This window comes from Duganella sp. 1411, from assembly GCF_017833525.1.
Classification (GTDB): domain Bacteria; phylum Pseudomonadota; class Gammaproteobacteria; order Burkholderiales; family Burkholderiaceae_D; genus Rugamonas.
Genome location: NZ_JAFICD010000004.1, coordinates 136,683 through 156,723, shown reverse-complemented (window position 1 = coordinate 156,723; position 20,041 = coordinate 136,683). Strand labels below are relative to the sequence as shown.

Here is a 20,041-nt window from a genome sequence, read left to right as displayed (position 1 = left end):
TCCGCGGATTCCGGCGCCGCCGGCCTTATCGACGCTTCATTCCACGGTTTCGGCGTTTTGTCGCATGGCGCGGGCACGGCCGCGGGCGACTGGCTATAGTGATAACACTATAACTTCACGGATATCCGATCATGCGCCGCTCCGCCATCGCCATCGCCATCGCCACCATCGCCGCTTGCGCCACCCTCGCCACCCTGGCCGGTTGCGCCGTCATCGTCGTCCCGGAGGACGGCAGCATGCAGTATAAATCGGCCTTCGGCGGCGGCACGGTCGAGGGCAACGGCCAGGGCGCCGTCGAACGGCGCGACGCCGTCGTCGCCGCCAACGTCGACGGCCTCGATATCAACGGCGCGCTGGAGGTCGAGGTGCGGGTCGGCGAGGCGGCCTCGCTGCGGGTCGAAGGCGACGGCAACCTGCTGCCGCTGGTGCGCACCGACGCCGGCGGCGGCACCTTGCGCGTCTGGGTCGACGGCAACGTGCGCTCGTCCGCGCCGCTGCGGGTGCTCTATACCACGCCCCAGCTGCGCCAGATCCATTCGAACGGCTCCGGGCGGTTGTCGGTCTCCGGCCTCAATGGCGGCCCGCTGAACCTGAGCCAGAACGGCTCGCGCTCGGTGCGGCTGGCAGGCGACGTCGGCCGGCTGGAGGTGCGCTTGAACGGTTCCGGCGGCATCGACGCCGCCGGCCTGCAAAGCGGCTCCGCGTTGGCCAGCTTGAACGGCTCCGGGCGGCTCAACCTGGGGCGTCTGCAGGGCGAGTCGCTCAACCTGGATTTGCACGGGTCGGGCGGCGTCAACGCCAGCGGCAGCGTGCGCAATATGGTGGTGCGCGTGTACGGCTCGGGCAGCGCCGATTTGGCCGGCTTGACGGGGCAGAGCGCGGAGTTGAGCGCGAATGGCTCGGGTAGCATCTCGGCCGGCGTCAGCCAGTCGCTGGTGGCCGACGCCAATGGGTCCGGGCGCGTCACCGTGTATGGTAATCCGGCGCAGCGCAGCGTCAGCGGCAAAAGGGTCAGCGTGCTGCAATAAAAATGTCCACGACATGAACTGTCCGTCTGAACCCCGGAACCACGTAGGGCGGATTAGCGTAGCGTAATCCGCCATGCATGCGCCGTCGGCGGCTCAAAGATGGCGGATTACGGCGTTCCGCCTAATCCGCCCTACGTGATCCCAAATTCATCCGGCCGCTGTGGCCGGGCTTTTCGTCAGCTGGTCGATCAGCGCCGCCAGCGGCATCGGCCGCGCGTACAGATAGCCCTGCAGGCACGGGCAACCGTGGCCGATCAGGAAATCGGCCTGCGCCCGCGTTTCCACCCCCTCCGCCACCACGTGCAAACCCAGATGCCCGGCCATCGCCAGGATCGATTGCACCAGCGCCGCGCTGCTGCCGTCGTCCGGCGCGTCGACGATGAAGCCGCGGTCTATCTTCAGCTCATACAGCGGCATCTTCTTCAGGTACGCCAGGCTCGAATAACCGGTGCCGAAATCGTCGATCGAAAAGCGCAGCCCGAGTTCCGCCAACTGCCGCATGCGCTCCACGGTGTCGTCCAGTTTATCGATCAGCAGCCCTTCGGTCACCTCCAGTATCAGCCGCCCGGCGGGCGCGCCGGTGTCGGCCAGCGTGCGCCGCACCAGCGCGACGAAATCGGGCTGGCGGAACTGGCTGGGGCTGACGTTGACCGACAGCGGCATCGGCAGGCCGGCGCGCTCCAGCAGCAGCACCGCCTCGCAGGCCTGGCGCAGCGCCCACGCGCCCAGCGCCACGATCAGTCCCGATTCCTCCGCCACCGGGATGAAGACCGACGGCGCCACCATCGTGCCGTCGGCCAGCGGCCAGCGCATCAACAGCTCGCCGCCGATCGCGCGGCCGTCGCGGTCGACCTGCGGCTGCACGTGCATCCGCAGGTCGCCGGCGGCCAGCGCGGCGGCCAGGTCGCGTTCCATCGACAGCCGCTGTTCCACCGCCGTCTGCATCGCCGCCTCGAAGAAGGCGATGCCGTTGCGCCCCTCGGCCTTGACGCGGTACATCGCCGTGTCGGCCTCGCGCAGCAGGTCGTGCGCGTTCTGCTGCTGCGTCGCCGGTCTCGATTTGGGTAGCATCGTCACGCCGGTGCTGGCGGTCAACGCATAAAGCTGGCCTTCGATCTCGAACTCCCTGCCGATGTCGAGGCGAACCTTGTCGGCCACCGTCCGCGCGGCGCGCGTGGCGCTTTCCAGATCGTCGCCCAGGTGCGCCAGCACCACGACGAAATCGTCGCCGCCGATGCGCGCCACGGTGTCGGCCTTGCGCACCAGTTGGCTCAGGCGCTCGGCCGCCATGCGCAGCAGCGCGTCGCCGATCGCGTGGCCGCGCGCGTCGTTGATGGTTTTGAATCGATCGAGATCGATGAACATTACCGCGCTGAAGGTGGCGCTGCGCGCGGAGCTGGCCAGCAGCGTCTCGATGCGGTCCATCAGCAGGCGGCGGTTGGGCAGGCCGGTGAGCACGTCGAAGAACGCCAGGCGCTCGAGCGAATCGGCGCTGGCGCGCAGCTCGTCGAACGAGCGCGCCAGCTGCTGCAGCAGCACCGCGCACGACAACGTCAGCACCGCCGTCATGAACATGAAGTTGAGCGAGATGATGGCCGACTTGAGGAAGGCGTGGTCCGGCATGCCCTCGATGTGCACCTTGGCGTTTTCGTCGAAGCCGAGCACCATCACCGCCAGTCCGGCCAGCAGCAGCGTCCATATCGCCGGGCGCAATCCGAGCAGCAGCGCGGCGAGCACCGGGACGGCCATCAGGTAGATCTGGCTGACCGGTCCGACCTTGAGCAGCAGGCCGACGCCGACCACGAAGGCGACCGCCAGGAAGTTGATCACGCGGACGGTGTAGGCGACGCGGCGCAGCAGCAGGATGGCGCCGAGCCAGCACAGCGCGACGAAGTCGATGACGACGATGGACCACATGCCCTCGCCGGCGGCCAGCAGCATGCTGGGGATGGCCGTGACCACCCCGAGCAGGAACACGATCAGCAGCAGCCTGGCGAAGATCTGCGCGCGCCAGTGCGCGATGTCGTTCGGCGCAGCCACGTTTGCCGTCTCCCCGGTGCGATGGATTGATTGTGATTCGTTGGTGCTTTCGATGGTACCCGTAATCGCCAACCGTGTCACCGGCCTGCCGGCGCGGTCTAGTCGCGGGCGCTGACGCTGCCGATGCCCGATACCGACTTGTTGACCGTTTTCGGCTTGCCATAGTAGTTCAACGACCCCATGCCCTTGGCCACGGCGTTGAGCAAATCGCTGGCATAGACGCTGACGTTGCCCACGCCTTCGAAATTGACATCGACCCGGTCCGCGTGCAGCGCCTTGGTATCGACCTCGCCGACGCCCTTGGCGTTCAGGCGCAGGTACTTGACCTTGCCGCTGGCGACCAGGTGGCCGGCGCCCAGGTAGCCGATGTCGAGGCGATCGGTGTTGACCTTGCTGATGATGGTCTCGCCGGCGCCTTCGACCTTCACGCGGCTCAGCGAAGGCACGGTGATGGTGATGCGCGGATCGCCCTTGCCGCCGTTGTAGCTCTTATCGGGCATGGTGATCTGCAGCTCGTTGTCGAGCACCTCGGTCTTCACGGAGGCGACGAATTTGTCGTCGCCGCTGACCACCACCGACTGCGCCTTGCCCACTTCGACCGTCATCGCGAACGCGCCCTTGGCGTTGACGGCGATGAACGACGGCAGCGCGCGGGTCGATTCCGCCGCCAGCACGGGCACGCTCGCCACGGTCAAGGCGGCGCCCAGGGCGATGGCGAGGGCGGTGGTCGGGATGGCGGAAGCGGTGCGGCGCATGGTGTATCCTCAATGGTTGGTTCGATGGTTACTCATTCTGATAACGTTGATTTTACTGAACTTCGCCACCCGGACCGACAACTTTGCGACGAACTGCGAAAAAGTGAAAATGTGTTGCGTTGTGGCTACGTTTTTGGGTGGCCGCCGCCGCCCGGGCGCCGCGCGCCGAGCCCGGCGGCACCGGGCAAGTCGGGCACAAAGCGCGTATGATCGCGAAGACCGCATCGTATCGAGGACCACATGACATCCACCACCACACCGCAATCCCGCCCCGGCACCGTTTTCCGCGTCGTCAGCGGCAACTTCATGGAGATGTTCGACTTCTTCCTGTTCGGCTTTTACGCCACCGCCATCGCCAACGCCTTCTTCCCGGCCGGCGACGAACTGGCGTCGCTGATGATGACCTTCATGACTTTCGGCGCCGGCTTCCTGATGCGGCCATTGGGCGCCATCTTCCTCGGCGCCTACGTCGACCGCGTCGGCCGCCGCAAGGGCTTGATCGTCACGCTGGCGCTGATGGCGATGGGAACGCTGCTGATCGCCTGCGTGCCCGGCTACGCCACCATCGGCTACATGGCGCCGCTGCTGGTGCTCACCGGGCGCCTGCTGCAGGGCTTCTCGGCCGGCGTGGAGCTGGGCGGCGTGTCGGTCTACCTGGCCGAGATGGCCACGCCGGGCCGCAAGGGCTTCTACGTCAGCTGGCAGTCGGCCAGCCAGCAGGTGGCCGTGGTGGCCGCCGCCGCGCTGGGCTACGGCTTGAACCGGTGGCTGACGCCCGCGCAGGTGGGCGACTGGGGCTGGCGCATTCCGTTCTTCGTCGGCTGCATGATCGTGCCGGTGCTGTTCGTGATCCGCCGCTCGCTGCAGGAGACCGAGGAATTCAAAGCCCGCAAACACCGCCCCGAGGTCGGGGAGATCTTCCGCTCGATGGTCAGCAACTGGGCGCTGGTCATCTCCGGCATGATGCTCGTCGCGATGACCACGGTGTCGTTCTACCTGATCACCGTCTACACCCCCACCTTCGGCAAGAGCGTGCTGCACCTGACCACCAGCGCCGCGCTGATCGTCACCTTGTGCGTCGGCGTCTCCAACTTCATCTGGCTGCCGGTGATGGGCGCGTTGTCCGACCGCGTGGGCCGCCGCCCGCTGCTGCTGTGCTTTTCGCTGCTGGCGATCCTGACGGCGTATCCGGCGCTGCATTGGCTGGTGCACGCGCCAAGTTTCTCCCACATGCTGGAGGTGGAACTGTGGCTGTCGTTCCTGTACGCCAGCTACAACGGCGCCATGGTGGTGGCGCTGACCGAGGTGATGCCGGTCGAAGTGCGCACGGTCGGCTTCTCGCTGGCTTACAGCCTGGCGACGGCGGTCTTCGGCGGCTTCACGCCGGCGATCGCCACGGGCCTGATCGAATACACCGGCGACAAGAGCGCGCCTGGCTGGTGGATGACGTTCGCCGCCGCCTGCGGCCTGTGCGCCACCCTGGTCCTGTATCGCCGCCAGCGCCTGCAGGGGCAGGAAAAATCGAGCGCGCGCCTCGCCGCGTAAGCCGCTGGGTCAGGCGCGCAGGCGCGCGAACAGGCGTTCGATATCGATTTCCTGTATCAGCAGGTTGCCGTGATTGGCCTTGATCAGGCGCGGCGCCAGCGCCGAATCGCCTGATCCCAACGGCGATTCGGTCATGTCGGCGGCGTCGAACCGCTGCACCGAATGCAGATCGTCGACCAGCAGGCCGATGGTGCTGTCGCCCAGGCGCACCAGCATCACCTGGCTGTTGTCGGTGACCACGCCGGGTTTGCCGGTCGCCAGCAGCGCCAGATCGAACACCCACACAAAATGCTTTTTACCGCCCGCCAGCGGCACGTCCAGCATGCCGAGGCGCGCCGGGTTGTTGCCGGCCGCCTTTTGCACCTTGGCGAACGGCACCGCCTCCTGGATGCACGCCGCCCTCAGCGCCATCAAGGCGCGGCCGGCGTGGAAGATGGCGAAATCCGGACCGGTGTCGCTGTGGCGCTCGATCCGCGCCGGCGGCGCGGCCAGCGCCGAGTTGTCGCGCACGTGGCCGAACGACTCGATCAGCACCGACAGCACCGGCTGTTCGATATCGACATTCGTCCCCGCGCGGAACTCGCGATACCCGGATGCGCGCGTGCACGCCGCGATCACATACTGGCCGCCGTGCGCCATGATGCGCGAGACGCTGGCGCCTTGCGCGCTGTCGGCCGCCGCCAGCAGGCCGGCGTCCAGTTCCAGCGTATCGCCGGGCGCGTAGGCCGGATCGGTGGACGACAGGATGCGGCGCTCCGGCGTGATGAAAAACGCCTGCATGTTGCGCCGTCCCGCCACGCCGCTGTGCAGCATGTTGAGCAGTTCCGGCCGCGAATCGAACACGATGCCGATGCCGCCGACCACGGTGGACGCCTGTTCCGGATGGCGGATCGCCGCGTGATAGATGAAGGTCGGCTCGCCGCCGTACAAGGCCGATGGCGCGAACGGTTCGGGATAGTGATCCAGTTCGCCGCGCAGCGCGCAAACGCGGCCCAGCGTGGCGCCGTCGATCTGGGCGCCGACGCCGACGTCATCGCCGGTGCTGGCGACGACGCGTCCACCGCGATCGTAGACGAACAGGCGGGCGTACACCGTGTAAAGACTGTTGATGTAGGCGAGGACTTCGGCCATCGCGGCGGTCTGCGCGGGCGAGGGATGGGCCAGGCCATGCCGCAGTTGCGCCGTCAGCGCCCACCAGCGGCAATCGTTGGCGCGTTCGTACAGGTTACGGTCCAGCATATCGACCAGCAGCTGCGAGGTCAGTTCGGCCTCGCTGATGCTGGCGGCGAGCACCGTCTGGTACAGGTCCTGGATCGAGCGGGAGAAGATGTCGTCGCTGCGCGCGCCGGTCTCGGTGATCTGGTCGAGCACCGTATTGAGCTTGTTGACGTTGCCGCCGTGGTGCGCATGGCCGTCCGCCTGGTCGTTGGCGGCGCTGGTGACCTTGCCGTTCCAGACGATGCGTTCGATGGTGCGGGTGGTGCGCGTGACCGCGTCCATCAGCTCATGCAGGGTGGGGCTGAACGCCTGGGCGTGCGACAGCAGGCCCTCGATCAAGCGCGGATCGGCGCCGCCCAGCGCGTCGGCGCCGCTGCTGCGGAAAGCCAGGTCGATCGGCATCATCAACTGCCCCTTCCAGCCGGGCGGGCCGGGATAGCCCTGGTAGCCGTCGGAGCGGAAGGTGCGCACCAGGTATTCGCGGCCGCCGAACATCAGCAGCTGCGGCAGGCCGTCGACGTTGGTCGGCACCTTGACGCCGGCCGGTATCCACAGCGGATCGGCGCTGCTGATGACGCGGTCCTGGGCATCGAGCAGCAGCATGTTGGCGCGGTGCGACGGATCGCGGTAGGAGGCGAAGATGGCATCCATCTCCTGCTCGAAATTGAAGCACAGGCATAGCACGCCGGCCGGCTCGCCGCTGTCGGGGTGCCGCATGCGGTGCGAGTAGACCAGCGCGCGCGGTTTGCCGGGCCGCAGGTCGGTGGCGCGGAAGGTCTCGACATACCCGGAGGCGGCCAGCGTCTCGGCCAGCAGCGGATCGCGGCTGTGGGCCACCGGCGTGGCGGGATCGGCCTGCACCAGCACGCGCCCGTCCAGGTCCAGCAGCAGGATCTCGTCGTAGACGGTGTATTTGTCGCGGTAGTCGGACAGGCGCCGGCGCGCCGCCTGCAGCGCGCCATCGCCGGCATCGAGGCCGGCGACGAAGCGGCACAGATCGACGTCGGTGGCCAGGAAGCCGACATCGGCGGTGCGCTCGAACAGGTTGCGGACCAGGATATCGATGGCGTAGCGCGCCTGGGTGCCCAGGTCGGCCAGCACGTGGCGCACCTTTTCCTGCACCAGATTGGCGATCAGCGCGCGTTCAAGCTGGGCGAAACCGGTGCGGGTGGCCACCATCGCCGGCAGCAGCAGGCGCGCCTCGGCAGGGCAGTTCATCTTGGCAGACGACTCGATCAGCTGCCACATTTGATTGAGTTCGCGCAGCGACAGCTCGCAGCGCGCGACGTCCGGCATGTAGGGCAAAAAGGTGTCGGCGTTGGCGGCCTGTGGCGTTTTCATATCCTGGGATTCGGCACAAAAATGTATTTCCAAAGCAATTTTTATGCCGGATTGGCAAGAGTCGGGCGAAAAAAAACGCCATCCGGCGGGGATGGCGTCGATCGGGCTGCTGTTACTTATTGCTCAGGCATGTTTTCATGAATGCCTTGCGCTCGTCGCCTTTTTTGCCGGTGGCGTCGGCGTTACATTTTTTCATCTTGTCTTGCTGGGTCAGCTTTGGCTCCGCCGCGGCAGGGGCGGCGGGCTTCGCGCTCAGGCATTCTTTCATGAAAGCTTTGCGCTCATCGCCTTTTTTGCCGGTCGCATCGGCGTTACAGGTTTTCATCTTGCTTTGCTGTGCGGTCGGTTCGGCGGCGAACACGGCGCCGCTCAGCGACAGGATCAGGCTGGCAACGAACAGTTTTTTCATCATAATTTCCTCTGCGGTCGAAATTCGGTTGGGCCAATGGCCACACGACGACTATAACTGAAGTTGCTGCCGCCAGGATAGTTTCTCAATCCGGGGTCAGGTCCACCATTTCTACACGGTCTAAGCTGTAAAGCGCCGTAGGGCCGAGCTCGTGTAGAAATGGTGGACCTGACCCCGGAGTTTGTTACGCGGCTTTGACCGATTCCGGCCGGCCGCAGTAGCGCCGCACGTACGCTTCGTGCGTCGGCAACTGCACCACCGTGCGGTCGACGCTGGCCTTGATGTTGCCGAGGAAGTGCTTGAGCTCTTCGTCGCCCATCAGGTCCGCCGCCTGGTGGTGCGACGCCGGCATGATGCCCTGGCCTAGCATCACCTGGATCCACGAGTTTTCCGCGAATAGTTCGTTGGGGACGCGGAATACGCGGCCCGTTTCGCGGAACAGGTCGATGCGGTGTTGCAGCGAGGCGGGGATGCTCATCTCGCGGCAGTCGATCCAGAACTGCGAGTCGGTGCGGTTGTTGACGTGGTAGTGCAGGATGATGAAGTCGCGTATGTGATTGATCTCGCTGTTGCATTGCGCGTTGTATTCGTCGATGTCGGACTGGCTGATGCCGCCCGTCGTCGGGAACATCTGCATCAGCCGCACCACGCTGCGCTGGATCAGGTGGATGCTGGTCGATTCGATCGGCTCCAGGAAGCCGCTCGACAGGCCGATGGCGACCACGTTGCCCTTCCAGGTTTGCCGGCGCTGGCACGGTTTGAATTTGATCACGCGCGGTGTGATCAAGGTGCGGCCTTCGACGTTGCGCAGCAGCTGCTTTTGCGCGGTGTCGTCGTCCAGATAGCGGCTCGAATAGACGATGCCGTTGCCGACCCGGTGCTGCAGCGGGATGCGCCATTGCCAGCCCGCCTGGTGCGCCATGGAGCGCGTCAGCGGGACGGCGTCGGCCACCGCTTCGGTCTGCACGGCGATGGCGCGGTCGCAGAACAGCCATTGCGACCAGTCCTCCATCGTTTCCTCCATCGCGTCGCCGATCAGCAGCCCGCGGAAGCCGGTGCAGTCGATGAACAGGTCTCCCTCGATTTCCTGCCCCGATTCGAGCACGATCGAGCGCACGTCGCCGCGCATGTTGCCTTCCTCATGTTTGGTGTAGCGGACGATCTTGCCCTCGATGCGCTGCACGCCGCGCGGTTCACTCAGGCGGCGCAGGTATTTGGCGTAGCGGCTCGCGTCCAGGTGGTAGGCGTAGTTCATGCCGTTGTTGGGCAGGTGCGCGAAGCGGTGCTCGAGCGAGGCTTTCAACTCCAGGCAGTAGTCGCCGTAGTCGCCGGCCAGTCCGCGCTCGACGCCCTTGTGCCAGAAGTGCTGGAAGCCGGCCGTCCAGTGATCGGTGCCGGTGAAGCCGAAGGAGTGGATGTAGTTCTCTTTGACGTTGCGCCATTCCTCGAACGAGATCCCCAGCTTGAAGGTGGCCTGCGTCTCGGCCATGAATTCCTGCTCGTTGATCTCGAGCAGATTGTGGAAGTTCATCAGGGTCGGGATGGTCGCTTCGCCGACGCCCACCGTGCCGATTTCGTCGGACTCGATCAGTTTGATGTCGAGCCGCTTGCCCAGCACCTTGGCGATGCCGGCGGCGACCATCCAGCCGGCGGTGCCGCCGCCGCAGATGACGACGCGCCGCACCGGTGGTCGTTTGTTTGGATTTTTGTTCTGGTCTTGCATTTGCCGGTCTCCTTAGCGGTTCAGCTTTTTTAGTATCTGGGCGCGCAGTGCGCGCGCGCCGTCGGCCGTCAGCGGCGCCAGTACGTGGCGCGCCGCTTCCGGTATGTGTTGCGCCGTTTCGTCGTCGGCTTCGAATATGTAGTGGCGGAAGACTTCCTGCCACGCCTTGCGCTGCTCCGCCGGCAGCCCGCGCATCGTCAGGAAGGCCGTCATCAACGCGTTGGTCGGCGTGTCCATGAATTCCGGCGTGCGCTGCCACCAGTAGTTGACCAGCACATTGAAGGCGTCCAGCGCTTCGATATGGTGCCACCACATGCTGGGGATGAAGAGGGCGTCGCCCGGGCCGAGCACCGCGCTTTGCGCGTGCTCCAGCGCTTCGGCGTAGCGCGGGAATTTGTCGAAGTCCGGTTTCAGCATGTCCACCAGGCTGATGGCCTGGCCGGCCGGCGTGAAGTCGAGCGGGCCGATATACAGGTTTTTCAGCTGCTCCGGCGGGAACAGCATGAAGCGCCGGTGTCCCGCCGCCACCACCGCCAGGTTGTCCGGCACGTCGTAGTGGGCGGCGATGCGCGTGCGGTTGCCGATCCAGATGCTGGCCAGGGCGTCGCGCCCGCCCAGATCGAGGTCGTTGTGCTCGCGGAAGCCGGGCAGGCAGGTGTCGACGCTGGTCGATCCCACGTACACCGTCGGCGGCCGGGCCATGTCGCGCTTGGCCCGGATCTCATCGAGCACCCCGGTCAGCTTGGCGTGCACCGGGTAGAAGTTAAAGCCGCTCATGTCCTCGTTGTAGAAGAAGCGGCCCTCGGCTTCGGGTGGGCCCAGCATCGCGCCCACCGTCGCGCCGATCGTGGCGTCGCCATAAAACCGGCGCAGGTAGGCGTCGCCCTCGTCGTCGGAGGAGCGCGCGGCCCGTACCATCGGCCAGCCGGCGGCCAGGCCGCGCAGCACGATCGGCCCGGTGGCGCACAGGATCTCGTCGGTCAGCCCGTGCGGGCCGATGCCGGCGATCTCGCGGATGGCCTTAGGCATGGCGCGCGTTCTTGCGGTCGATCAGCGCGCGGAAGTTCGACAGCGACGCGATCACCATGTAGATCGCGTGCAGGTGGCCGGCCGCGTGCAGTTTGGCGATGGCGTCGCCGCCCAGCGCGGCCAGGCGGTCTTCGTTGATGGTGTAAAAACCGGCCAGGCGGTTTTGCGAGCCGTCGTCCAGGCCGACGTCGAGCACGAAGCTTTCCAGCAGTTCGTGCTCGCGCAGCGCGGCCACGAAGGCCGGCATGTCCTGCATGCCGTGGTGGATCGCCGCCAGCAGCGAGTTGCGCTGCTCGAGGAAGTCGGTGATGCCGCCGTGCGGCTTGAATACTTCCTCGCCCTCGCTGTCGCTGACGCGCGGGTTCTCGATATCGATGTGCACCGTCAGCTCCTGGCCGTCCGGGCCGCCCAGGCCGATCAGGAAGGGCTGGCGCTCGAGCATCATCGGGATGTACATCGCGTCCCAGCGCTCGCCGTCCAGGAAAAGGTTTTCATCCTGTTGAAAACCAAGCAGCGCGAGCGGCTCGAAGTCCTGGCCGTTGGCGCTCAGGCCGAAGACGATCGGGTAGCAGGCCTGGATATTGCGGAATTCGTCCGGAAAGGTCGGCACCGCCATCTGCGCGTCGCCGAAGCGCGCGCCGCGCCGGGTGATCACGCGCAGGTTCTTGTGGTCTACGTTGTTGAGTAATACTGGTTTAGGCATGGTTTGTCTCTTGTTTATCGTTATGGCCGCAAGCCGTGGCGCTTGATGTGCTCGATCAGCTCGCGGTTGGCCGGCAGCGCGCCCAGCATCTTCTGGGTCAGCGCGGCCGCTTCACGGAAATAGCCGTCGGCCATCGCCGCTTCGTGCGGGTGCTGCTTGGTGAATTCGGTGGTGTGGCCCATGCCGTACAGCACGTACTGGTAGCTGGCCGACGGGAACACTTCCTCGATGCGGTTGAAGTCGCTGCGCGACGGCGCCCGGTGGCGCCACAACGTCAGCAGCTCGCCCAGCCGCTCGGGAACGGCGGCAGTGTTGTCGCGCCAGTAGGCGCTGTCGCGGCGCCGGCTCAGCACGTAGTGGAGTTTCAGGAAATCGATCACCCGCTCCCAACGGTAGGTGAAGTGCTCGTTAAACCGCCTGGCGACGATGTCCATCGCCGCGCGCGTGGCCGGCATGTCGTCGCTGAGCATGCCGGCTGACATTTCCACCAGCGCCAGCGCGGACGCCTCCAGCGGTTCGATGAAGCCGGCCGACAGCCCGATGGCGACGCAGTTGCGATGCCAGAACTTGGCGCGGTAGCCGGGATCAAAGCTCAGCTTGCGCGGCGCCGGGATGTCCGCCGGGCCGCCGGTGGCGGCGATGTAGGCGCGCAGTTCCGCCTCGGCCTGGTCGTCGCCGATGTGCGCGCTGGAATACACGTGGCCGACGCCGCGCCGGCCCGGCAGGCCGATGTCCCAGATCCAGCCGGCGCTTTGCGCGGTCGAGGTGGTCTGCGAGGCGATCGGATGGTTGGCGTCGGGGTAGGGGATCTGCACCGCCAGCGCCGAGTCGTTGTACAGCACGTGCTTTTGCGACAGGAAATCGATGTCGTAGTGCTTGCCCAGCAGCAGCGATTGCATGCCGGTGCAGTCGATGAACAGGTCGCCTTCGAGCGCGCCGTGGCGTTGCGTGCGCAGCGCGGCGATGTCGCCGTTGGCGGCCGAGTCGATGCCGGTCACGTGGTCCGGCACGTACTGCACGCCCAGGTTCTCGAGGCAATGCTTGCGCAGGAACTGGCCGAACTTGCCGGCGTCGAGGTGGTAGCCGTAGTTGGCCACCGCCGCGAATTCCGGCGTGGCGGCCTGCTTGGGCGCCTTGCCCCGCGCGCACAGATGAGGCTGGTAGCTGACCATGTCGGCGAACGGCACGTCGGCGTGGCGCGCCAGCCAGTGTTCCGGCATGTTCGCTTCGCCGTAGCCTTGCGGCAACACGAACGGATGGAAGTAATAGTCGTCGGCGGCGCCGGTGCGCCAGCCGTTGAAGCGCGAGCCCTGCTTGAACGAGGCGTCGCATTCGCGGAAGAAATCGGATTCGGACACGCCGATTCGGCGCAGGGTATCGCGCATGCTCGGCCAGGTGCCTTCGCCGACGCCGATCGGGGCGACGTCGGGCGACTCGACCAAGGTGACCCGCAGCCCTTCCGGCGAGGCCGCGCGGTGCTCGGCCGCGATCAGGCCGGCGGTCAGCCAGCCGGCCGAGCCGCCGCCCACTATCACTATCCGTCGGATCAGCTCATTGGCCATTCGATGTCCCAGATTATTGCGGAAAGTATAACCGACAAGGCCGCTGACTGGCAGCGGCCTTTTTCTTCCACGGTTGTAATTACACTACATTAGATGCAAACCCGCACTGCCAGGCGGGGTCGTTCCCAACCGGGTACGACCCCTGAGCGGCGGCGCTGGCGTATCGCTTAGGCTTGCTGGGGTTCAATACGCGTGGTCCTTAGAACTTGTAGCGCGCCCCCAGCATGTAGCGCGGACCGGCCTGGGTGACCGACTCCACCGCCTGTTGCGTGCGCCCGTGCACGCGCTGGATCGAGTTGCCGGCGTTGATCACCTCGAACTGCAGGCTCAGGTTCTGGTTGACGTTGTAGCCGACGCTCAAGTCGATCTGGCCGTACGCCTCGGTGTACTGCGGGTTCGGACCGTAGGAATCGAACGTCGACGACAGGAACTCGCCGCGCCAGTTGTAGGCCAGGCGCGCGGTCCACTTGTCGTTTTCAAAGATGCCGACGACGTTGGACGAGTTGCTCAGCCCGACCAGCGCGAACTGCTCGCCCATTTTGGCGTTGTCGTATTTCAGGCCGGAGTTCACATACGTGTAGTTGGTCGAAATCCCGAAGCCGCTGCTGCCGAACATGTGCTGCAGGTTCACCTCGATGCCGTCCAGGCTGGCCTTTTTCTGGTTGGCGAACGAGTTGATCTTGAAGTTGGCGATCGGGTCGTTCGGCTGGCCGACGATGGTGCCAGTGGCGTTGCCGGTGCCGTTGTCGTCCGGGCCGCGCGTCACGCCCGGCGCGGTCGGGTGGTTGCGGAAGATGTAGTTGCGGATGCAGGTGGTGTCGGCGCCGGCGCAACCGTTGGCCAGCGCCTCGTTCCACAGCGCGCCGCCGACCGGCGTGTGCAGGTTGAACGGCGTGGCGTTGAAGGTCGACTGTCCGGCGTAGTTGGTCAGATCCTTGCGGAAGTAACCCAGCGAGAAGAAGTTCTGCTGGCCGTAGTACCACTCGTAGGACAAGTCCAGGTTCTTCGACTTGACCGGCTTGAGCGCCGGATTGCCCTGCGAACCGCTGCCGCCGTCGACCCGCGCCAAGGCGCTCAACGTGGTGCCGCCCTGGATCTGGTCGTAGCGCGGCCGGCCGATGCTTTGACCGTAGCTCAAGCGCAGCTTCTGGTTCGGCGTCAGCTCGATGTCGGAGTCCAGGCTGGGCAGCAGGTTGTGGTATTTGCCGGTCAAGGTGGTGAAGGTCGGGGCGCCGAAGGAGACCGGCAGCTCGTTCTGCGACACCCAGCTGATGCCGGTGGCGGCCGGCACCAGCGCGGTCGAGACGACGTCGGTCTTTTCGTAGCGCACGCCGAGCGCGGTGCGGATCGGCATCGGCGTGTCCCAGTCGGTGTTGAATTGCAGATAAGCCGACTTCGATTTTTCTTGCACGCGCGAGTCGTTGTCGAAGGTGGTCTTCGGCAGGTACAGCGCCGGCAGGCCGGAGGCGGTGGCCGCCAACTGGCGCACCTGGGCGAAGTTGAAGGTGTTGAACTGGTTGAACAGCGCCGGGTTGCCGCTGCCGTCGATCTGGTCGAAGTACTGGCGGATCGTGTCCGGATGCCAGACGTTGCTCGGGTAGTCGGCCGCCTTGGTGGCGCCGCCCCAGGTGTCGCGCTGGTTGTTGGAGAACGCCGAGCGGTTGTCGACCTTGGTGGCGCCGGCGCCGAATTTCAGTTCGGACGATTCCAGCACCTTCCAGGCGCCCTTGACCTGGGTCTGGTCGACCTCGCCACGCATGTAGGAGTTGGTGAACACCGAGCCGGTCACCTGCTGGCCGGCCTTGCTGAAGTCCACGCCCTGCATGCTCAGCACCGGGAAGTCCTTGCTGAAGTCGGCCGTGGTGTTGCCGCGGCTGAAGCTGGCGGTGCCGAGCGTGTTGCTCGAGCCGAAGGGGCTGTCCGCGCCCGACGTGGCCGACGAGCGGTGCGTGTCGAGCTCGAGGCGCAGGTCGTTGGTCGGTTTCCACACGGCGTTGAAGCCGAGCGATTTGTTTTGCGTCTTGGTGGCGAAGTCGGCGCCGCCCATGGCCACGTCCGAGGTGCCGATCGACGGATCGTTGGCGTTGCGCGGAATGATCTCGGTGTAGCTCAGCGGGCTCGACACCGGACCCTTGGTCCACGAGCTGGCCGACTGGCCGAAGTTGAACCAGGCGCTGATGTCGTTGCGCTTGGTTTGGATCTTGTTTTCCGAGTAGGTGTAGTCGAGTGTGGTGACCAGTTCCTTGACCGGCTTGAACTGCAAGGTCAACTGGCCGTTGGTGCGCTGGCGCTTGACGCCGTTGAAGTTGTAGTTCAGGTTCTGCGGCACCATGTAGACGTCGTTGGGGCCGGGGCGGTTGATGATGTCTTCGGAATACTTGGCGCCCGGCAGCGGGATGGCGCCCCAGCTGTTGTCGTCGCCGCGCACCGGGCCGTGCCAGCCGCTGGAGACGGCGGCGGTGTTGTAGCCGAGGTTGCGTTCCTGGTAGCTGCCGGTCAGCGCGATGCCGAACTTGCCGTCGGCGAAGGTGTTGCTGTACAGGCCGGACAGTTCCGGCGTGGCCGAGTTGCTGGCCTTGACGTCGCCCGGCAGGTTGTTGTTCGAGGTGTCGTAGACGCCCTTGGCGCCAAAGCTGGCGTGCAGGCCCGGCCGGTCGAACGGGCGCGCCGTCATCACATTGACGGTGGCGCCGATGCCGCCGGTGGGCGTGTCGGCGCGGCTGGTCTTATACACCTGCAGCTGCGAGATCGCCTCCGACGCCAGGTTGGCGAAGTCGAACGCGCGCCCGTTGAGGTCGCCCAGGTTGGAGGTCGGCATCTGGCGGCCGTTGAGCAGCACCATGTTGAAGTCGGGGCCGACGCCGCGCACGGTGATCTTCGAGCCCTCGCCGATCGAGCGGTCGATCGACACGCCGGAGATGCGCTGCAGCGATTCGGCCAGGTTGGTGTCGGGGAACTTGCCGATGTCCTCGGCGACGATGCCGTCGACCACGCCGTCGGAATTGCGCTTCAGGTTCATCGATGAGACCAGGCTCTGGCGCAGACCCGTCACCACCACGCTTTGAACCACCGGCGCCTCGCCGGCCATCTGGACCGGCGCCTGCTGCTGCGCCGCCGCCGGCAGGGCCACCGCCGCGCAGGCGCTGGCCACGGCCAGGCTGATTAATTTCTGTCGTGCCTTTGGATAGTGCATGTTGTCTCCTGTGTTTTTATAAACCGCTGTGGTGCCGCCGCCTCGCTTGGCAACCCTTCCGGCCAATGCTTGGAAAGGTTTCCATTTGGTGTTGGCAAATATAGCACCGTTCTTTTTTTAAAGTCAATTTGCAATCGCCCGGAAACGCGCCGAGGTTTTCGTTGACAGGGGAAATCAAGGCGTGCACCATATGGGAACGTTTCCAAAATGAGACACTCGGGATGAGAATCCGCATCATGACCTTCGTAAAAAAGCAAAAGTGACGCGCCCGTGGCCACCATCAAAGACGTAGCCCGGCTCGCCGGCGTGGGATTGGGAACCGCGTCCAGGGTGGTCAGCGGCAAGGGATCGGTGTCGCCGGCGACCGTGGCCAAGGTGCGCGCGGCGATCGACGAGCTGGGCTTCAGGCCGTCGCACGCGGCGCGTTCGCTGCTGTCGGGCAGCAGCCGCATGATCGGCGTCTACATTCCCGTGCTCAGCGGTACGTTCTACACGCCCATCCTGCAAATCATCGACACCGAGCTGCGCACGGCCGGCCTGCACATGGTGGTGGCGTTCGGCGTCGGGCTGGGCGGCGCGCGCCAGCAGGCGATCGAGGGCATCGAGTTCCTCATCGAGCGCGGCTGCGACGGACTGATCCTGATGACCAATGTGCTGCTGGAGGAGGACATCGCCGCGCTGGGCGCCAAGCAGGAGCGGGTGGTGCTGCTGAACCACCATGTCGACAGCATGGCGGGCCAGTGTTTCACCATCGATCATCAGCTGGGCGGCAGGCTGGCGGCGCGGGCGCTGCTCGATCACGGCCATCGGCGGATCGCCGTGGTCTCCGGGCCGGCCAGCCTGCCGGACAACGTGGTGCGGATCGACAGTTTCATGCACGAGCTGGCGGCCAGCGGCATCGACACCAGCCAGGTCTGGCTGGTCGAGCGCGATTTTTCGCCGGCCGGCGGGTGGTCGGCGGCCAGGGAACTGGTGGAGTCGGGTTACGGCTGCAGCGCGCTGTTCTGCGCCAATGACGAGATGGCGGTCGGCGCGCTGTCGTACTTCCAGGAGGCCGGGATACATGTGCCGAGCGAACTGTCGGTGATCGGTTATGACGACACGCCGAGCGCCGAATTCTCGGCGCCGCGTCTGACGACGGTGCACATGCCGTGGCGCGAGATGACGCAGAACGGACTGAACGCGTTGTTGAACGGTTGCTACGACTTGCGGCGTCCGGTGACGCGCCGCTATCCGGTCACGATGACCGTGCGCGCCTCGCTGGCGAAGGCGGGCAAGCCATGACCGAAAAATCCCGCCATAATCTGGAGACACGTAGGGCGGATTAGGCGGAACGCCGTAATCCGCCATCTTTGAGCCGCCGACGGCGCATGCATGGCGGATTACGCTACGCTAATCCGCCCTACGTGGATCCGTGGCGGAGCCTAGTTCGTCGACGATGCGTCGCCGCTCGCGGAGCCGCTGACATTCAGCGACGGCTTGACCGTCATCGCCCCGGCGCCGTCCGCCGCCTGCCGGCTGGCGTTGGCGGCGCCCGCAGCGTTCGCCGCGCTCGATTGCGCGTAGCCGCGGGTATTGTCGGCCTGCGTGGCGACGGCGTCGCGCAGCGGGCTTGCCGCGCCGCGTGCGCCTTGTACCGCGCTGCTGGCGATCATGCCGCCGCCGCTGTCGGCACCGATCGCGCCTTGCGCGCCGCCGCTGGCTTTGCCGCCGCCCTGGCTTGCCACGTTGCTGGCGTTGGCGCTGTTGACAGGCTTGGCGCTATTGCCGCTGCTGCTGCCGCTACCGGCGGCATCGCGCGTCTGCCGCATCTGATCGGCATTGATCGTGCCGGCGGCCGAGCGCGTGAAGGAACCCATGCCGCTCATTTGCCCGCCGATGCTGCCGGCGCCGCCGACCATGCCGCCGACGCCGCCGCGACCGAGCAGTTGCGCGTGCGCCGAGCAGGCGACCCCGATGGACAGGGCGATGATCAGTTGTTTTGCGATGGTGACGTTTTTCATGACGATTCTCCTTGTTGGCGCCACGGACTATCCGCAGCTTTCATAAGGAAAACGTCCGGGCTCGGCCGTTTAATCCATCGCGATGAAAATATTTTTAAAAATTATCGGAACGCCGACGGATCGACGCGGAACGCCGCGCCGAGCACGCCGTATCCGGTCTCGTTGCTGACGGTGCCGGCGGCAACGCCGGACGCGCCCTTGGCCACCGTGGCGATCGCCCGCCTGGCCGCTTCCGGGTCCGGCCGGTCCAGCGCGCCGGCCAGCAGCGCCGCGACGATCGGCGACGCGAACGACGTGCCGCGCACGGTACGGTAGGGCGGCGCGCCGACGGCGGCGCTGGCCATTTGGCTGCCCGGCGCGGCGAACATCACCTGCGGCCCGCGCGCCGCTTCGGGCAGCGGCCGGCCCTTGGCGTCGACGCCGCTGACGCCGACCACGCCCGGGTAGCTGGCCGGGTACAGCGGCGGCGCGGCCGGGCCGTCGTTGCCGACCGCCGCCACCAGCAGATGGCCGCGCTGCACCATGCGCTTGACCACTTGTTCGAGGATTTGGTTGGGCGGGCCGACCAGGCTGATATTGACCACCGCGACGCGCTCCCCGGCCAGCCAGCCCAGCGCGCCGGCGATGCGCGACGCCGAGCCGCCGGTGGGGCTGTCGCAGTAAATGTCGGCCGCGTACAGCGTGGCGTCCGGCGCCACGCCCTGGAAGCGCGGCGAGCGGCCCACCATCAGCGCGGCCACGGCCGTGCCGTGCGGGTTCGGGTGGCTGGCGCCGTCGCAGCCCCAGGCGACGATGGCGGCGTCGCGGAACACCTCGTGATCGCGCGCGGGGCCGCCGTCGACCAGGCCGATCCGGGTCGCGCCCGGCCGCCCGGCCGGCGCCGCGCCGCGTCCGCCGGATTGCCCGGCCGGTGTTGGATATTCGGGCGCGCTGGCGCTGCCTGTATAAATGTGGTTGAAGTCATAGACGCCGTCGGGATCGGCCGCGCGCAGGCGCTCGAGCATGGCGGCCGTGTCGGCGCCGTCGGGCACGCGCAGCACGGTCACGCCGTCGTCGCCGCCGTCGCCAACGACCGTCAGGCCGGCCGACCGCGCCGCCGCGAGGCCGGCCGCGCCGGGCGACCAGGCCAGGAGCTCGTGGCGCACCACGGGCTCGCCGCGCGGATCGGCCTCCAGCGCGTCGCGGTGCCGCTTGAGCAGGTCGCCGATCTGGTTCAGGCGCAGCGCCCGCAGGTCGACGCTGTCGGCGCGCTCGAGCAGGCGCCGTCCCGGCTCGCGCAGCGTATTGCCGTTCAGGGCGTCCTGCAGCGGGATTTGCTGCAATTGGGGCAGTTGCACCTGCGGCAGGCGCAGTTGCGCGTCGGCGGCGCCGGCGGCAAGCGCGCATCCCACGGCGACAAGCAATCGTATCGGTCTGTTTAGCATGATGGACGGATGATAGTATAAGGATTGGGCTTCTGATGAATAAACGAACGGGGCAGGGATTAAAATCC

Annotated in this window: 14 protein-coding genes; 3 read left to right on the top strand and 11 right to left on the bottom strand. The window is 66.3% G+C overall.

All coding sequences use genetic code 11. The features are described from left to right. The first annotated feature begins 131 nt into the window (after window positions 1–131). Window positions 132–1,028, top strand: a complete 897-nt coding sequence (locus tag JOD97_RS21540; RefSeq protein WP_209723096.1) for a head GIN domain-containing protein — start codon at window positions 132–134, stop codon at window positions 1,026–1,028. Between the two features lie 147 nt (window positions 1,029–1,175). On the opposite strand, the gene JOD97_RS21535 is transcribed toward JOD97_RS21540, so the two are convergent. Together JOD97_RS21535 and JOD97_RS21530 are read right to left on the bottom strand one after the other, a co-directional pair. Continuing rightward, on the bottom strand, window positions 1,176–3,068 hold the full coding sequence (locus JOD97_RS21535; RefSeq protein ID WP_209723094.1) for a GGDEF domain-containing phosphodiesterase: 1,893 nt from the start codon (window positions 3,066–3,068) through the stop codon (window positions 1,176–1,178). Between the two features lie 98 nt (window positions 3,069–3,166). Then, on the bottom strand, window positions 3,167–3,823 hold the full coding sequence (locus JOD97_RS21530; RefSeq protein WP_209723092.1) for a GIN domain-containing protein: 657 nt from the start codon (window positions 3,821–3,823) through the stop codon (window positions 3,167–3,169). A 240-nt stretch (window positions 3,824–4,063) separates the two neighbouring features. Here JOD97_RS21530 and JOD97_RS21525 point away from each other — a divergent pair, with 240 nt between their 5' ends. Beyond that, window positions 4,064–5,368, top strand: a complete 1,305-nt coding sequence (locus tag JOD97_RS21525; protein WP_209723090.1) for an MFS transporter — start codon at window positions 4,064–4,066, stop codon at window positions 5,366–5,368. 9 nt (window positions 5,369–5,377) lie between these two features. Here the strand turns inward: JOD97_RS21525 and JOD97_RS21520 are convergent, their stop codons facing one another. The 7 genes from JOD97_RS21520 to JOD97_RS21490 all read right to left on the bottom strand — a co-directional run bounded on the left by JOD97_RS21520 (window position 5,378) and on the right by JOD97_RS21490 (window position 16,546). Further along, window positions 5,378–7,927: a chemotaxis protein CheW gene (locus JOD97_RS21520; RefSeq protein WP_209723087.1), complete on the bottom strand. Its 2,550-nt coding sequence runs from the start codon at window positions 7,925–7,927 to the stop codon at window positions 5,378–5,380. 112 nt (window positions 7,928–8,039) lie between these two features. Then, window positions 8,040–8,336 (bottom strand): PsiF family protein, encoded by a 297-nt coding sequence (locus JOD97_RS21515; protein WP_209723084.1) that lies wholly within the window; start codon window positions 8,334–8,336, stop codon window positions 8,040–8,042. Window positions 8,337–8,520: 184 nt separating this feature from the next. Next, window positions 8,521–10,059 carry a tryptophan halogenase family protein gene (locus JOD97_RS21510; RefSeq protein ID WP_209723080.1) on the bottom strand — a complete coding sequence of 513 codons (1,539 nt, stop codon included), beginning with the start codon at window positions 10,057–10,059 and terminating at the stop codon, window positions 8,521–8,523. Between the two features lie 12 nt (window positions 10,060–10,071). After that, window positions 10,072–11,088 (bottom strand): cupin-like domain-containing protein, encoded by a 1,017-nt coding sequence (locus JOD97_RS21505; protein WP_209723077.1) that lies wholly within the window; start codon window positions 11,086–11,088, stop codon window positions 10,072–10,074. Continuing rightward, complete coding sequence (locus tag JOD97_RS21500) at window positions 11,081–11,791, bottom strand: SapC family protein (RefSeq protein ID WP_209723074.1); 711 nt, start codon at window positions 11,789–11,791, stop codon at window positions 11,081–11,083. Before JOD97_RS21500 ends, JOD97_RS21505 begins: the two co-directional genes overlap by 8 nt. Before the next feature lie 20 nt (window positions 11,792–11,811). Next, a complete protein-coding gene (locus tag JOD97_RS21495) occupies window positions 11,812–13,353 on the bottom strand; it encodes a tryptophan halogenase family protein (RefSeq protein ID WP_229264628.1) in 1,542 nt (513 codons plus the stop codon). Window positions 13,354–13,552: 199 nt separating this feature from the next. Next, window positions 13,553–16,546 (bottom strand): TonB-dependent receptor, encoded by a 2,994-nt coding sequence (locus tag JOD97_RS21490; RefSeq protein WP_209723072.1) that lies wholly within the window; start codon window positions 16,544–16,546, stop codon window positions 13,553–13,555. Between the two features lie 270 nt (window positions 16,547–16,816). On the opposite strand from JOD97_RS21490, the gene JOD97_RS21485 reads away from it, so the two are divergent. Beyond that, on the top strand, window positions 16,817–17,830 hold the full coding sequence (locus JOD97_RS21485) for a LacI family DNA-binding transcriptional regulator (protein WP_209723069.1): 1,014 nt from the start codon (window positions 16,817–16,819) through the stop codon (window positions 17,828–17,830). Window positions 17,831–17,970: 140 nt separating this feature from the next. Here JOD97_RS21485 and JOD97_RS21480 read toward each other — a convergent pair whose 3' ends face one another. Then, window positions 17,971–18,549 carry a hypothetical protein gene (locus tag JOD97_RS21480; RefSeq protein ID WP_209723066.1) on the bottom strand — a complete coding sequence of 193 codons (579 nt, stop codon included), beginning with the start codon at window positions 18,547–18,549 and terminating at the stop codon, window positions 17,971–17,973. 101 nt (window positions 18,550–18,650) lie between these two features. Further along, entirely contained in the window at window positions 18,651–19,952 is a 1,302-nt protein-coding gene (locus tag JOD97_RS21475) for a S8 family serine peptidase (RefSeq protein ID WP_229264627.1), read from the bottom strand. Window positions 19,953–20,041: the final 89 nt, after the last annotated feature.

Coding starts and splice junctions, on each gene's coding strand:
- JOD97_RS21540 (WP_209723096.1), top strand. CDS start 132: ATGCGCCGCTCCGCCATCGCCATCGCCATCGCCACCATCGCCGCTTGC.
- JOD97_RS21515 (WP_209723084.1), bottom strand. CDS start 8,336: ATGAAAAAACTGTTCGTTGCCAGCCTGATCCTGTCGCTGAGCGGCGCC.
- JOD97_RS21525 (WP_209723090.1), top strand. CDS start 4,064: ATGACATCCACCACCACACCGCAATCCCGCCCCGGCACCGTTTTCCGC.
- JOD97_RS21490 (WP_209723072.1), bottom strand. CDS start 16,546: ATGCACTATCCAAAGGCACGACAGAAATTAATCAGCCTGGCCGTGGCC.
- JOD97_RS21520 (WP_209723087.1), bottom strand. CDS start 7,927: ATGAAAACGCCACAGGCCGCCAACGCCGACACCTTTTTGCCCTACATG.
- JOD97_RS21530 (WP_209723092.1), bottom strand. CDS start 3,823: ATGCGCCGCACCGCTTCCGCCATCCCGACCACCGCCCTCGCCATCGCC.
- JOD97_RS21480 (WP_209723066.1), bottom strand. CDS start 18,549: ATGAAAAACGTCACCATCGCAAAACAACTGATCATCGCCCTGTCCATC.
- JOD97_RS21500 (WP_209723074.1), bottom strand. CDS start 11,791: ATGCCTAAACCAGTATTACTCAACAACGTAGACCACAAGAACCTGCGC.
- JOD97_RS21510 (WP_209723080.1), bottom strand. CDS start 10,059: ATGCAAGACCAGAACAAAAATCCAAACAAACGACCACCGGTGCGGCGC.
- JOD97_RS21495 (WP_229264628.1), bottom strand. CDS start 13,353: ATGGCCAATGAGCTGATCCGACGGATAGTGATAGTGGGCGGCGGCTCG.
- JOD97_RS21505 (WP_209723077.1), bottom strand. CDS start 11,088: ATGCCTAAGGCCATCCGCGAGATCGCCGGCATCGGCCCGCACGGGCTG.